11 protein-coding genes are annotated in these 12,182 nt (G+C 69.8%); 4 read left to right on the top strand and 7 right to left on the bottom strand.

Annotated elements, in window-relative coordinates; genetic code table 11:
* Nucleotides 1-142 precede the first annotated feature (142 nt).
* A complete protein-coding gene (locus tag H4W80_RS37410) occupies nucleotides 143-790 on the bottom strand; it encodes a response regulator transcription factor (RefSeq protein ID WP_192789374.1) in 648 nt (215 codons plus the stop codon).
* Nucleotides 730-2,661 carry a sensor histidine kinase gene (locus H4W80_RS37415; RefSeq protein WP_192789375.1) on the bottom strand — a complete coding sequence of 644 codons (1,932 nt, stop codon included), beginning with the start codon at nucleotides 2,659-2,661 and terminating at the stop codon, nucleotides 730-732. The genes H4W80_RS37410 and H4W80_RS37415 overlap by 61 nt, the downstream gene beginning before the upstream one ends.
* Before the next feature lie 238 nt (nucleotides 2,662-2,899).
* On the opposite strand from H4W80_RS37415, the gene H4W80_RS37420 reads away from it, so the two are divergent.
* The gene (locus H4W80_RS37420) at nucleotides 2,900-4,039 is read left to right on the top strand and encodes an acyltransferase family protein (RefSeq protein WP_192789376.1); all 1,140 of its coding nucleotides are present in this window, start codon (nucleotides 2,900-2,902) and stop codon (nucleotides 4,037-4,039) included.
* 11 nt (nucleotides 4,040-4,050) lie between these two features.
* On the opposite strand, the gene H4W80_RS37425 is transcribed toward H4W80_RS37420, so the two are convergent.
* A complete protein-coding gene (locus H4W80_RS37425) occupies nucleotides 4,051-4,965 on the bottom strand; it encodes a LysR family transcriptional regulator (protein WP_192789377.1) in 915 nt (304 codons plus the stop codon).
* Between the two features lie 99 nt (nucleotides 4,966-5,064).
* On the opposite strand from H4W80_RS37425, the gene H4W80_RS37430 reads away from it, so the two are divergent.
* The gene (locus tag H4W80_RS37430) at nucleotides 5,065-5,457 is read left to right on the top strand and encodes a VOC family protein (protein ID WP_192789378.1); all 393 of its coding nucleotides are present in this window, start codon (nucleotides 5,065-5,067) and stop codon (nucleotides 5,455-5,457) included.
* Nucleotides 5,454-6,065: an NAD(P)H:quinone oxidoreductase gene (gene wrbA, locus H4W80_RS37435; protein WP_192789379.1), complete on the top strand. Its 612-nt coding sequence runs from the start codon at nucleotides 5,454-5,456 to the stop codon at nucleotides 6,063-6,065. Before H4W80_RS37430 ends, wrbA begins: the two co-directional genes overlap by 4 nt.
* A gap of 139 nt (nucleotides 6,066-6,204) precedes the next feature.
* On the opposite strand, the gene H4W80_RS37440 is transcribed toward wrbA, so the two are convergent.
* From H4W80_RS37440 to H4W80_RS37455, 4 genes are all read right to left on the bottom strand, one after another.
* Complete coding sequence (locus H4W80_RS37440; RefSeq protein WP_225963871.1) at nucleotides 6,205-6,672, bottom strand: ester cyclase; 468 nt, start codon at nucleotides 6,670-6,672, stop codon at nucleotides 6,205-6,207.
* A gap of 20 nt (nucleotides 6,673-6,692) precedes the next feature.
* Entirely contained in the window at nucleotides 6,693-7,037 is a 345-nt protein-coding gene (locus H4W80_RS37445) for a DUF4333 domain-containing protein (protein WP_192789380.1), read from the bottom strand.
* 202 nt (nucleotides 7,038-7,239) lie between these two features.
* Nucleotides 7,240-9,576, bottom strand: coding sequence for an AfsR/SARP family transcriptional regulator (locus H4W80_RS37450; protein ID WP_192789381.1), 2,337 nt, complete (start codon nucleotides 9,574-9,576; stop codon nucleotides 7,240-7,242).
* Nucleotides 9,577-9,893: 317 nt separating this feature from the next.
* Entirely contained in the window at nucleotides 9,894-11,123 is a 1,230-nt protein-coding gene (locus tag H4W80_RS37455) for an MFS transporter (RefSeq protein WP_225963872.1), read from the bottom strand.
* 61 nt (nucleotides 11,124-11,184) lie between these two features.
* On the opposite strand from H4W80_RS37455, the gene H4W80_RS37460 reads away from it, so the two are divergent.
* Nucleotides 11,185-12,159 carry an ArsR/SmtB family transcription factor gene (locus tag H4W80_RS37460; RefSeq protein ID WP_192789382.1) on the top strand — a complete coding sequence of 325 codons (975 nt, stop codon included), beginning with the start codon at nucleotides 11,185-11,187 and terminating at the stop codon, nucleotides 12,157-12,159.
* The last annotated feature ends 23 nt before the right edge of the window (nucleotides 12,160-12,182 follow it).

Here is a 12,182-nt window from a genome sequence, read left to right on the forward strand (position 1 = left end):
GCCAAGCGGCGTGGCCGCCTGTCATCGTCCTCGGGGCCTGCCTGACAGACCGGCCGGCACGACTGCCTCTACGGTGGATGGGGCGCAGCCAGGTCGGCCCGCGATGGCCGTGGCCGGCGCCCAGCTTGAGCCCGCCCCAGGGTCAGCCCTGGTTGAGGTACGCGAGCACGGCCAGCACGCGGCGGTTGGTGTCGGTGGTGGCTTCGATGTCGAGCTTGGTGAAGATGGCGGCGATGTGCTTGCCGACGGTTCCCTCGCTGACGAACAGCTGCCCGGCGATGGCGGCGTTGGAGCGTCCCTGCGCCATGAGCTGGAGCACGTCGCGTTCGCGCGGGGTCAGCAGAGCGAGCGGGTGCTGTGGTGACGTGCCGCCGAGCAGCTTGGAGATCACCTCAGGGTCCATGGCGGTGCCCCCGGCCGCGACCCTGCGAAGCGCGTCGACGAAGTGACCGGTGTCGAAGACCCGATCCTTGAGCAGGTAGCCGACGCCGCCGGCGCCATCGGCCAGGAGCTCTCGGGCGTAGATCTGCTCGACGTACTGGGACAGGACGAGTACGGGGAATCCAGGATGGCGCTTGCGGGCCTCCACGGCGGCCCGCACGCCCTCGTCCGTGTAGCCGGGTGGCAGCCGCACGTCCACGATCGCAAGGTCGGGCCGGTGGCCGGCGAGGGCGTCCAGTAGCTCGTCACCGGTGTCCACCGCGGCCACGATGTCGATGCCGTGGGCCCTCAGAAGGTGCGTGAGCCCTTCTCGGAGAAGGTAGACGTCCTCGGCGAGGACAACGCGCATGGAATCTCCAAGGTAGCTACGGTGGGTCCGCCCGGCGGGCTCGAGATGACGAGGACGCCGTCGAACCCGTCGAGGCGGCGTCGGATGCCGTGCAGCCCGCCACCGCGCCCGGCCGTCGCGCCGCCGAGCCCGTCGTCGGTGACGGTGGTCGTCAGGAGACCGCCCTCATGGCGCAGCTCCACCGACACCTTCGACGCGGCGGCATGCTTGGCGACATTGGTCAGCAGCTCGGACACCGCGAAGTAGACCGCCGCCTCGATCGGAGGCGGCACCTGGCCTGCCATGTCCACCAGGACCTCCGCCTCCAGCGGGGCATCCAGCGCCAGAGTGCGTACGGCGTCCGCGAGCCCCCGATCGGCGAGCACCGGGGGGTAGATGCCACGGATGAGTTCGCGCAGCTCGGCGAGCGCGGTCACCGACACGTCCTTGGCGCGGGCGATCATGGCCTTGGCGGCCTCCGGGTCGGCGCTGATGAGCTGCTCGACCGCCCCCAGCTGCATCCCCACCGCGATCCACCTGGCCTGGGCGCCGTCGTGCAGGTCGCGCTCGATCCGGCGCAGCTCGGCGGCCTGCGCGTCGCTGATCCGGGTACGGCTGCTGGCCAGCGCGCCGACCCGCCGCGTCAGCACGGCCGTTCTCGTGGGACCCAGCAACGACCGGCTCAGACGGGCATGGCAGCGCAGGAGCGCGGGAGCCACCGCGATGCCGAGCGCCGCGGCCACCAGGCCGGCGACCGGAGCCGGGAGGCCGGCCAGTGCCGGCACGGCGGCCCAGAGCGTGTCGTCGGGCGACCAGCCGATGCTCGCGCCGACCAGGCCGAGCGCTTTGATCCACACCCACAGCCAGCAGCACGCCACGAACCCGCCGATGATCAGCGCGGCTGGCACGGCGTACAGCATGGCGGCGACGGGAACCTCCAGGGACAACCACGCGAGATCGCGCCAAGAGGCGGGATCGCGAACGGTCCACCGCCACCGCTGCGCGCGGACGGCCGATTCCCGTCTCCGGTGTACCGTGCCGAACTCGCCCCACCCCGTCCGGTAGGAACCGTCGGGGTTCGGCGCGGGCATCGGCGGTTCGTCCAGGTACGGTGAGACGATCCGTACGCCCGTCCAATCGCCGATCAGAGTTCGACGCCAGGACACGAAACGGCGCGCGGCCAGCACCGCATCGGGCCACAGTCGCATGGCCGTCACCACGATCGCCGCCACGTGAGCCAGCGCCGGCGCCGCCGCCGCCACTGCCAGTCCCACGCTCGCGCACAGTCGCGCCCCGGCCACCAGTCGCGGGACGAGGACCGCCGCCGACCCGCCCCGCCCTTCCCGCGGCGCCGGCGCGAGGAGCACCCGGCTCCAGCGGGCATGGAAGCGCACCATCACCGGCCCCATGGCGATCCCGAGCAGCACAGCCGCCCCGCCGAGGACCGGGTGGCGCAGCCAGATCATCGCGATGCCGCCGGCCGTCAGGGCCGGTGGCACGACGACCGGCAAACCGCCGACCACCGGATTCACCGCCATCCAGTACAGGTCACGCCAGGTCGCAGGGTCGCGGAAGATCCACCGCATCTTCATGACGTAACCAGGAAGGAACGCGGAGCGGAACAGGTCGTCACCGTCGCGGTACCAGCCGTCGGCGTCGCGCCTGGGCGGCGGGGGAGCCGGACGGTAAGGCGGGGAGATCTCCAGCCCGCCCCAGCGTCCGGCCAGCCGCCGGGCGAGCGCCGGCAGACGGCGGGCCTGCTCGACGAAAAAGGCGGGGGAGGGCAGCCCGAGGTGCGATCCCACGAAGACGGCGGCCAGTAGCGGCCATCCCAGCGCGGCCAGCCCGGCCAGCGCCAGGCACCGTACGGGGGCGATCGCATACGTGCGCAACCTTCCGCCACCTTCCGCCTCACGCGTCCCCGGCCGTCCCATCCGATCGACTCCTCGATTCTGCGTCCCGCGCAGCGCTGTGGCATGGACCTCAAGGTGAGGAAACCAGGTCGCGGACTTCATCGGTATGGGTGCCAACCCCCATTCAAACCGGAGGCAAGGCCCATTACCCCAGGGCTCGGCTCATTCCTAGCGTGACGTCACGACCTGACCGAACGAGGAACCGAGGAGCGAGGCCATGACAGCCGGTCACCTCACCGTCGACGACGCCACCCCCGCGGCCGGACGCCTGTACTTCGTCGACCGCGTCCGCGTGCTGCTCACCGTGCTCGTCGTCCTGCACCATGTCGCCCTGACGTACGGGAGCTTCGCCCTGTGGTACTACCACGAGCCGACCATGAGGACACCGCCCCCGCCGGCGAACGAGTGGGGGCGACTGCTGGACCTGTTCCTGCTGCTCAACCAGACGTACTTCATGGGCCTGTTCTTCCTGATCTCCGCCTACTTCGTACCCGGAGCTCACGATCGCAAGGGAGCGGGCCGGTTCCTCGCCGAGCGCGCGCTCAGATTGGGGATCCCCCTGCTCGTCACCGTCTTCGTCGTCGTCCCGCTCGCCAAGCTGCCGCTGTTCCGGTGGGAAGCCGATCGAGGGCCCATCACCTTCGTCGACTTCTACATCCGTGAGCTGGAGCAGGGGCCGGCGTGGTTCCTGGCGACCCTGCTGGTCTTCGTGGCGGCGTACGCGGCGATCCGGGCACTGAGGTCCGCGCAGCGGCGGCCCCGCACGACCCGCCTGCGGGCGCCCGCCGTCGTCGGCTTCGCCGCGTTGCTCGCGGTGTTCGGCGTGGTGTGGCGGGTGTGGCAGCCTGTCGAGCGCATCCCGGTGCTGCAGCTTCCGGTGCCGGAATACCTGCCGCAGTACGTCTGCATGTTCGTCGCGGGAGTGCTCGCCTACCGGCGCGGGTGGCTGACCACCATATCGGCACGGGCCACGCGCTGGGGATTCGCCGCCGCCGCGCTGGCGGCCGTGACGCTCCTTCCGGTCGCACTGGGTACGCCGAACGCATCGTTGCCGGCCCAGGTGGCGCACGGTGTCTTTGACGGCGTGTTCTGCGCCGGCATGTCACTGGGCATCCTCGGCCTGTTCAGCCGCCGCCTCGCCGGGCCACCCACACCTTTCGGCCGATTCCTGTCCGGTAACGCCTACGCCGTCTATGTCTTCCACGCGATCGTGCTCGTCGCCGTATCCGTCCAGTTGTCGGGTGTCCCCGGCGGGCCGCTGGAGAAATTCGCCCTCGCATCGCTCCTCTCGCTCCCGCTGTGCTGGGGCGCGGCGGCGGTCGCCCGGGCGCTGCCGTACGCCAAGCGGGTGTTGTGAGCCCGGGCGGGTCAATCGCGTTTCCGTACAGCGGCGAGGACGTTCTCGGCGGTCTGCGCCAGGGCGATGATCCGGGCCGTGGTCCTCCTGGTGAGCCATGCGAGCGCGGTACGTGAGCGGGGGAGCCCTGTGACGGGGATGTAGGCCACGCTCGGATAGCGGTAGTGCTCGGCGAAGGAGCGCACGGTGGCGTGCGCGGCCGCTCCGAGGGCGATGAGGGGAAGGATCTCGGTCAAGCGGTGCACCTCGAGGCGCGGGATCGGCCGTCCTGACGGGGTGAGGGGCGGGAGGAAGGCGTTCATCAGCTCGCGGGGCACAGTGGCGATGTCGATCATCATGAGATCGCCGAGGTCTTCGGCGTCCGCCTGGCCGCGGCCGGCGAGGGGGTGGTCGGCGGCTATCGCGAGCACCCGTTTCTCGTCGGTCATGGTGGGGCCGATGGTCAGGTCCGAGGCGGAGTTGGGCAGGCGGATGACGAGCGCGTCCCCGGCGCCGGATCGCAGCCAGTCGAGTTGCGCCTCGAACGGGACGTCGCGCAGGAGCACCGTGCAATTCGGGTAGCGGGTCTCGAAGGTGCGGACGATACGGGTGATGTGGGGGCCGGCGTATATCGGCGGGTTGAACATTCCCAGGTGAATCGTTCCGGCCACGCCACGGGCCGTCTCACGCGCTGCGGTGAGCGCTGCCGCGAGTGCGTCGTGTGCCGGCTGCAGGTGGTCGCGAAGCTGCCGGCCCAGTGGGGTCAGAGCGACACGGCGGCTGGTGCGATCGAACAAAGCCCCGCCGATGCGTGATTCCAAGGAACGGATGGACTGGCTCACCCGAGAGGACGTGAGACCGACCCGCTCGGCCGCACGGCCGAAGTGCAACTCATCGGCGACCGCAAGGAATGTGCGGATTTCCCGCAGTTCGATTCCCTCGATCATGTAGCCAGGCTACCCGGTGGGCGAAGAGATGTGTTCTTGATCGGTATTCCCGGAACTGTCGAAGATTGGCTTGTCCAGCCAATTCATTTGGGAGGTCACATGGCAATCGAGTTCAACCACACGGTGGTGGCGGCGCGTGACAAGGATCAATCGGCGGCCTTTCTCGCCGAGGTCCTGGGGCTGCCGCAGCCTTCGGAGTTCGGCCCCTTTGCGGTGGTCGAGACGTCCAATGGCGTCAGCCTTGACTTCTTCGCCACCGACGGGCCGGTGCTTTCACAGCACTACGCATTCCTGATATCGGAGGCGGAGTTCGACGCCGTATGGGACCGCTTGCGCGCCCGGGGCATCACGTACTACGCCGATCCCGGTCACCAAGAGGCGGGCAAGATCAACAGGAACGACGGTGGCCGCGGGATGTACTTCGCCGACCCGGACGGGCACAACCTCGAAGTGATCACTCGCCCCTACGGCAGCGGGGAGGCGCAGTCATGATCTCGCGCATCGCGGTCGTCTACTACTCGGCGACAGGCAACGTCCACGCCACGGCCAAGGCCCTGGCTGAGGGCGCGCAAGAGGCCGACGCCGAGGTGCGCCTGCTGCGGACCGCGGAGACGGCCCCGGACCGGGCGATCGACCGCAACCCCGACTGGCGTGCGCACCTGGACGTGACCGCGGACGTGCCGGTCGCCACCCTTGACGACCTGATCTGGGCCGACGGCTACGGCATCGGCACCCCGACCCGGTACGGCAGCATCGCCGCGCAACTCAAGACCTTCCTCGACACGACGGGAGGCATCTGGGAGGCGGGTCATCTCGCCGGCAAGCCGTTCACCGCATTCACCAGCACGGGCGAACGGCACGGGGGACAGGAGTCCACCCTGCTGTCTCTTTACAACGTGGCCTACCACTGGGGCTCGATCATCGTCCCCACCGGTTATGTCGACTATGACGTCATCCACGCGGCCGGCGGAAACCCCTACGGGCTGAGCAACGTCTCCGGCGAGGGCGAGCCGAGTAAGGAACTGCTGGCGGCCGCGCGATATCAGGGAGGCCGGCTGGCGCGCATCGCCGCAGCGGTGGCCCCTCTGCGCGCCGCATGACTCCTGCCGCAGCGATCTCGAGGCGTCCGTCTCGGTCACGGGTTTGCTGATCAGACCGGCGGACCGTTCGTGATGACGTGCTTCAGGGGGCGGCGCCGCGCGAGCTTGCCGTCGTTCCGGTTCCCCGGCCCCCAGCACGTCAGCGCTGGAGCGAATCTCCCCACTGCCCCGGCCCGGCTCTGTCCGCCTCCGCCGGCCTTATCTGCGCCATGAGCCCCATGATGTCGGGCGCTACCCACTCCTCGGCTATCTTGCCGGCTTCTATCCGGTATATCTCGACACTCCGGAAGCTGACCGGGCGACGGGTGGCTTCCACTCCGTTGAAGGACCCTTGGTGCGTGCCCTTGAAGTGGACGATCACTGCCACCTTGTCATCCGCTCCGAACATGTGCTGGACATCGATGCGCATGTCAGGGAACGCGTCCCGCATGGTCTCGGCGCCCCTCGCCCAGATCTCCCGTCCGTGAAGGGGGCCGGCCACCCCGGGGACGTGGGCGACGAAGTTCTCGGTCAGAAGCTCCGCGCATCTCTCAAGGTCGTGGCTCTCCAGCATCTCGTACGCTCGGCGCATCAGCGCCATGTTCGTCTCGGTTGCGTCTGCTCCCATGATTCTCCCTTCGACAGCAGTCAAGAGCCGGTCGCCGGCTGGTCGTCGACCTTGATGTCGAATCGCACCTGTCTTCCCTCCGTGGACTTGATCGTGGCGGTGACACCGAATTTGGTGCCGTCCTCGGCCTCGAGCTGACATTTCAGGGTGACGCCTTTCGTTGCCTTCATGTCACTCGGGCACACCACAGCTTTCGGCCGTTGACCGACGGCTTTCGCCAACTGGTCACTGATTTGCTGCTCCATCGCGGACTTCGCCACTGTCGCGCTCGTGTCGCCGCCGATATCGACGCTTGCGCTACACGCGCTCAGACCGCCGATTGACAAAACCGCCGCGCACAACACGCCGGCCAATGCCCCTCTCATCTGACGAATTCTCCTGCCGTAGGAAATTCCCTGTGGCTCTCCGGAGCCTCGCGAGCGGTCAAGAGCCTGACAGACTCCGCTGTCTCTTCTCTTTCGTGCTGCTGACGCGGGCCGGATCCGCAGCGTGGACGAATGCCGACGGCATGGAACGCGCGTATGGACGCGCCGGCGGCATGCGGGGCGAGGACGCGGAGCCCTCCCCTCACCTCGACCACCTCGACCGGGCCGACCCGGCGAGGCGGCCCTCACTCTCGCGGCCACGCCTCATCGCCCGGTTCGCCTCGTCCAGGCGGCCCGACTGGGGGTGGGCCACTCCCGGATCGCTCTGATCGACTTCCGGCGGGGCGGCATCCTCGACATCCGCCAACGTCAGTAACGCTGCCGCCATGCCCTCGACGTCCTGTTCTTCCTCGGCGGCGGTCACGGCCACGTGCGCGCACGACAGCCAGTCGGTGGTGCGTCCGCCGGTACGGAAGTGGCCGCGCAACGCGTCGGTCAGCAGCCACGCGGACCGGCGCGGGCCGGACAGTGCCGCTTGGTGGATGGCCGCCACGAGGTTGCGATGCTCGGCCGCCAGCCAGTCCGCCGCCGAGGCGGGGTCGTCGAAGGAGACCGGTGCCACGCCGGAGTCAGCGGCCGGCGGCAACAGGACACAGCCGGGGTACAACCGCCTGGCCGCGGCGCGGGTACTGCGTAAATACCAGTCGTATAGCCTCTGCCTGGTCTCTTCTACGCTTTCTGGGCTTTCCTCCGCGTGGGCGCGGTCGGCGGCGAACAGGCGCAGCAGGTCGTGAAAGCGGTAGCGGCCAGGCGCGTGCTGATCGATCAGGTGGGCGGTGGCGAGCCGGGTCAACTGGCGTCCGGCCTGATCGATGGTGGACCCGCGCAGGGCGGCGGCGCATTCGACGGTGACGTCCGGCCCAGGTACGAGGCCGAGCAGCCGGAAAAGGAGACGCTCGTCCGGAGTCAGGGCGGCGTAGGACAGGCCCAGCGTTCCGCGAACGGCGTTCTGCTCGTCGCCGTCGATGCGCAGCGCGGCGAGCCGGTCGCCTCGGCGCATCTCGCCGACGTATTCCGCCACGCTCTGGTGCCGGTCCAGCATGACGTTGGCCATCGCGATCCGCAGCGCCAGCGGAAGATGAGCGCACAGCCGTCCGAGCTCCGCTATCGCCTCCCGCTCCGCCTGCGCCTGGTCGGGGCCGAGTATCGAGGTGAGCAGCGCCGTGGACTCCTGCGGGGAGAAGACGCTGAGCGTCACGTGCGAGGTGTCGCCGTGCATGGACATGCCGCGTAGTTGGTCGCGGCTGGTGATCAGCACGACGCAGTCCGAGCTGGGCAGGAGCGCGCGCACCTGGGAGACGTCGCGCGCGTTGTCCAGCACGATCAGCATGCGACGATTCGCCAGCAAGCTGCGCAGCAGCGCCGAGCGGGCGTCCAGCTCCGCCGGGATCCTCTCAGCGGCGACGTCCAAGCCCTTGAGCAGCACCTCCAACGCGGTCGCGGGCTCCAGCGGGCTGCCTGGGCCGAAGCCGCGCAGGTTCACGTACAGCTGGCCGTCGGGGAAGGACCGGACCATTCGGTGACCCCAGTGGACGGCCAGGGCGGTCTTGCCCACGCCCGCGGTGCCGGTGATCACCGCGATCCTGACCAGTCGCGTCGCCTCGCTCTCGTCGGGTCGCACCAGGCCGTCCAAGGTTCGCAGCTCGTCGGCACGGCCGGTGAACGCGGCGATGTCGCACGGTAGCTGCCGCGGGCGTACCGCCACGGAATCGTGCTGCCCGTCGAGGCCGGCACCGGCTGATGGAACGCTCACCTGCGGCATCAGTCCGGGGTCGGCGGCGAGGATGGACCGGTGCAGCCGGCGCAGCTCGTCCCCCGGGTCAATGCCCAGCTCCTCCGCCAGCAGGTCGGCGACCGTGAGGTAAGCCTGCAGCGCCTCGCCCTGCCGGCCGCCCCGGTACAGGGCGAGCATGAGCTGCTCCCAAAGCCGTTCCCGCAGGGGGTACACGGCGATGGCGGATCGCAGATCGGCGACGATCTGCCGGTGCAGACCAGCCTGAAGATCCAGGTCGAACGAGCGCTCCAGCGACTGCACGCGGTCCTCGGTGAGGCGTCCGGCGTACTCGCGGTGCAACGACTCCGACGGCACGTCGGCCAGCGCAGGTCCGCGCCACAGATCGAGCGCGTCGCGCAGCAGGGCGGCCTCCGCTCGTGCTTCGGTCGCTCTCTGGGCACTGCGAACGAGACCGTGGAACCGGCTGACGTCCACCTCGTCATCGCCGGCCTGGATCAGGTATCCATCCTGGCAGGTGCGGATCAGCTGGGTGTCGTCCGTGTGATCACCGAGGACGCGGCGCAGCCTGGCGACATGGGTGTGCAGGGTCGCCCGCACATTGCCCGGTGTGTCACTGTGCCAGATGTGATTGATCATCAGCTCTGTGGAAACGGGCTGGTTCGGGTGGAGCAGGAGGGTGGCCAGCAGGATTCTCTGCTTGGCCGCGGGGACGAGGATTCGTCGTCCCCGCCTGGTCACCTCCATCGCGCCCAATAGTCCGAAGGCGGTTTCCGGCTCTGGCTGCTGCCCGTGCGGCAAGGCTGCTCCTGTGTCCGTAGTGACCCCATGAGTCGGGGGGCTTTTCGGCTATGTGAGCTCTTCCGGGGAAGGATCCTCGGCCGGCGCAGGCCTGCTCATGCCTGGCCGATGTCTCCGTCGACCTTGCGGTAGGCGTTCTTGACCCGGATCCGGTCGCCGTCGAACTCGTACAGGTCGCAGCCGTCCACCCGGTGCACCCGCCCGTTCTCGTCCGTGCGCGTGTAGGACCACTGCCCGGCCCCGCGGTCGCCTGGCGCACCGGCTCAGGGCTCGTGACGCAGCCGTGAGAAGAGGAACGGGACCCAGCTCACGGCCATGATCACGGCGCCGAGCCACAGCGCGGAGCGCACGCCCCACACCTCGCCGAGCGCGCCCGCCAGCAGGCCGCCCACCCCGACCGCGCCCATCAGGAGCAGACGCATCGTGGCCGTCATCCTGCCGAGCATGTCATCGGGCGTGACCCGTTGCCGCAGGCTGGTCAGCAGCACGTTGTTGACCCCGGTGCGGAACGTCAGCACGAACCATCCTGCCGCTGCCGCCCACAGCCACGGCCCCCGGCCCAGGAACGGGATCAGCAGCGAGGCGGGCGCGGTGGCCAGGCCGGCGAGCCAGGTGGCCCGTCCGGTGCCCAGGCGGCGGGCGATCGCGTGGGCGGCGGACGAGCCGGCCAGCGCTCCGAGGCCTCCGACGGCCAGGTACGCGCCGAGCACCCACTCCGGATAGCCGAGCTGGCCGACCAGGAGGACCGGCAGCAGTACCGAGCACAGAGGGAACGCCAGGTTCGCCAGCGTCCCCTGGATCAGGGCCGCCACCAGCACCGCGTTCCCGAACAGGAAGCGCACCCCCGCCACGATCTGCCGCCGGACGGGCTCCCGGGCCGGCGAGGCCGCCACCGGCGGCGGCTCGGGGACGCCGCGGAGCCAGGCGGCCGACCACAGGTAGCTCAGCGCGTCCACCAGCACCGCCAGTGGCGCGCCGATGAGCTGCACCAGCACCCCGGCCGTGCTCCGTCCGGCGATATCAGACCCCGCTCCCGTCGCGACCAGCAGCGAGTTCGCGGACGTCAGCCGTTCGCGCCCCACCAGTCCCGGCACGAGACTCATCGACGCCACGTCGAACAGCAGCGTCCCCGCCCCCATCAGCACCGCCACCGCGTACAGCTGCCCCATGGACAGCGACCCCGCCCACCACGCCAGCGGTACCGAAAACAGGACACCCGCCCGTACGACGTCGGTGACGATCATCACCGGCCGCCGCCTGACCCGGTCCACCCACGCCCCGGCGGGCAGGCCCAGCGCCAGCACCGTGATCGTGCCGAGTGCCGACAGCAGGCCGACCTCGCCGGCCCCCGCTCCCAGCACGGTGACCGCGAGCAGCGGAAGCGCGACATAGCTGACCTGACTGCCGAGCTCGCTCACCGCGCGGGCGACGAAGAGGTTGCGGAACCCGCGCATCCGCAGCAGCGGCGGCTGGTCCATCACTGTTGTTGACATGCCCGCAAGGGTGCTGAAATGTGGCCTGAAGAGGCCATCGATTAAGTGACGAGCAAATCCAATGACCCTGAACCTGACGTTCACGGCTCACGACGTCGCCAACATCCGCTTCGCCATCTCTCCCCTGGGCGAGGTCGTCGCGAGCGTCCGGGTGGTGAAGGACCCGCGGTCGCACCCGCTTCTGCGCCCCTGGGCCGACCAGGTACGCCGCAGGCTCCAGCAGGTCGACTGGCGGCTGCTGTCCGACCTCGTGCCGGTGCCGACCGCCACGATCGCGGGCTTCACCTGCACCCCGCCGTCCACTTCCATACCGGACCTGGAACTCGAACTCGCCACCATGCGAGGCGCGGCCGATCGGGTCCGCTCGGATCTGGACGAGATCCCCGGTCCACGTACGAAACGGGTGCAGGACCTCTACGACGACCCGGAAAAGGGCCTGGAGCGGCTGGCGGAGGAGGTGGAGAACTACTGGCGGGCGGCGCTGCTTCCGTACTGGCCGGCGATCAGGTCCCTGCTCGAGGGCGAGATCCTCTACCGCGCCAGGTTGCTGGCCGCCGGCGGTGCCGGGCGCATGCTGGCCGATCTCGATGACGCTGTGACCTGGCAGGACGGGACGATGCGCATCCGGCACCGCCAGGTCACGGGCACCCGGTCGCTGCGCGGCCTCGGGCTGCTGCTGGTGCCGTGCGTGTTCGTCTGGCCCAGGATCTTCTCCGTCACCACCCCGCCCTACCAGCCCACCGTCCGCTACGCGCCGCGCGGCATCGCCACGCTCTGGGAACGCCGCCGGATGGACCCGCCGGAGGCGCTGGCCGCCGTACTCGGCCAGACCCGCGCCCGCCTGCTGGCCGAGCTCGACCAGCCCACCTCCACGCGCGACCTGGCCCAGCGCGTCGGCCTCTCCCAGCCCGGCGTCAACCAGCACCTCACCGCGCTCCACAGGGCGGGACTGTGCTCAGCCCACCGCACGGGCAGATACGTCCTGTACGCCCGCACCGCCGTAGCCGAAGCCCTTCTGGGAGATCCGCCGGCGTAGGCGTAGCACGAGGTCCGCCCCGC

Origin of the sequence: Nonomuraea angiospora, assembly GCF_014873145.1 — a bacterium.
In the GTDB taxonomy this organism is placed as follows: domain Bacteria; phylum Actinomycetota; class Actinomycetes; order Streptosporangiales; family Streptosporangiaceae; genus Nonomuraea; species Nonomuraea angiospora.

Bases quoted from the DNA above. Each gene is read 5' to 3' on its own strand.
- H4W80_RS37410 (WP_192789374.1), bottom strand. From the start codon at position 790: ATGCGCGTTGTCCTCGCCGAGGACGTCTACCTTCTCCGAGAAGGGCTC.
- H4W80_RS37420 (WP_192789376.1), top strand. From the start codon at position 2,900: ATGACAGCCGGTCACCTCACCGTCGACGACGCCACCCCCGCGGCCGGA.
- H4W80_RS37425 (WP_192789377.1), bottom strand. From the start codon at position 4,965: ATGATCGAGGGAATCGAACTGCGGGAAATCCGCACATTCCTTGCGGTC.
- H4W80_RS37430 (WP_192789378.1), top strand. From the start codon at position 5,065: ATGGCAATCGAGTTCAACCACACGGTGGTGGCGGCGCGTGACAAGGAT.
- wrbA (WP_192789379.1), top strand. From the start codon at position 5,454: ATGATCTCGCGCATCGCGGTCGTCTACTACTCGGCGACAGGCAACGTC.
- H4W80_RS37440 (WP_225963871.1), bottom strand. From the start codon at position 6,672: ATGGGAGCAGACGCAACCGAGACGAACATGGCGCTGATGCGCCGAGCG.
- H4W80_RS37445 (WP_192789380.1), bottom strand. From the start codon at position 7,037: ATGAGAGGGGCATTGGCCGGCGTGTTGTGCGCGGCGGTTTTGTCAATC.
- H4W80_RS37450 (WP_192789381.1), bottom strand. From the start codon at position 9,576: ATGGAGGTGACCAGGCGGGGACGACGAATCCTCGTCCCCGCGGCCAAG.
- H4W80_RS37455 (WP_225963872.1), bottom strand. From the start codon at position 11,123: ATGTCAACAACAGTGATGGACCAGCCGCCGCTGCTGCGGATGCGCGGG.
- H4W80_RS37460 (WP_192789382.1), top strand. From the start codon at position 11,185: ATGACCCTGAACCTGACGTTCACGGCTCACGACGTCGCCAACATCCGC.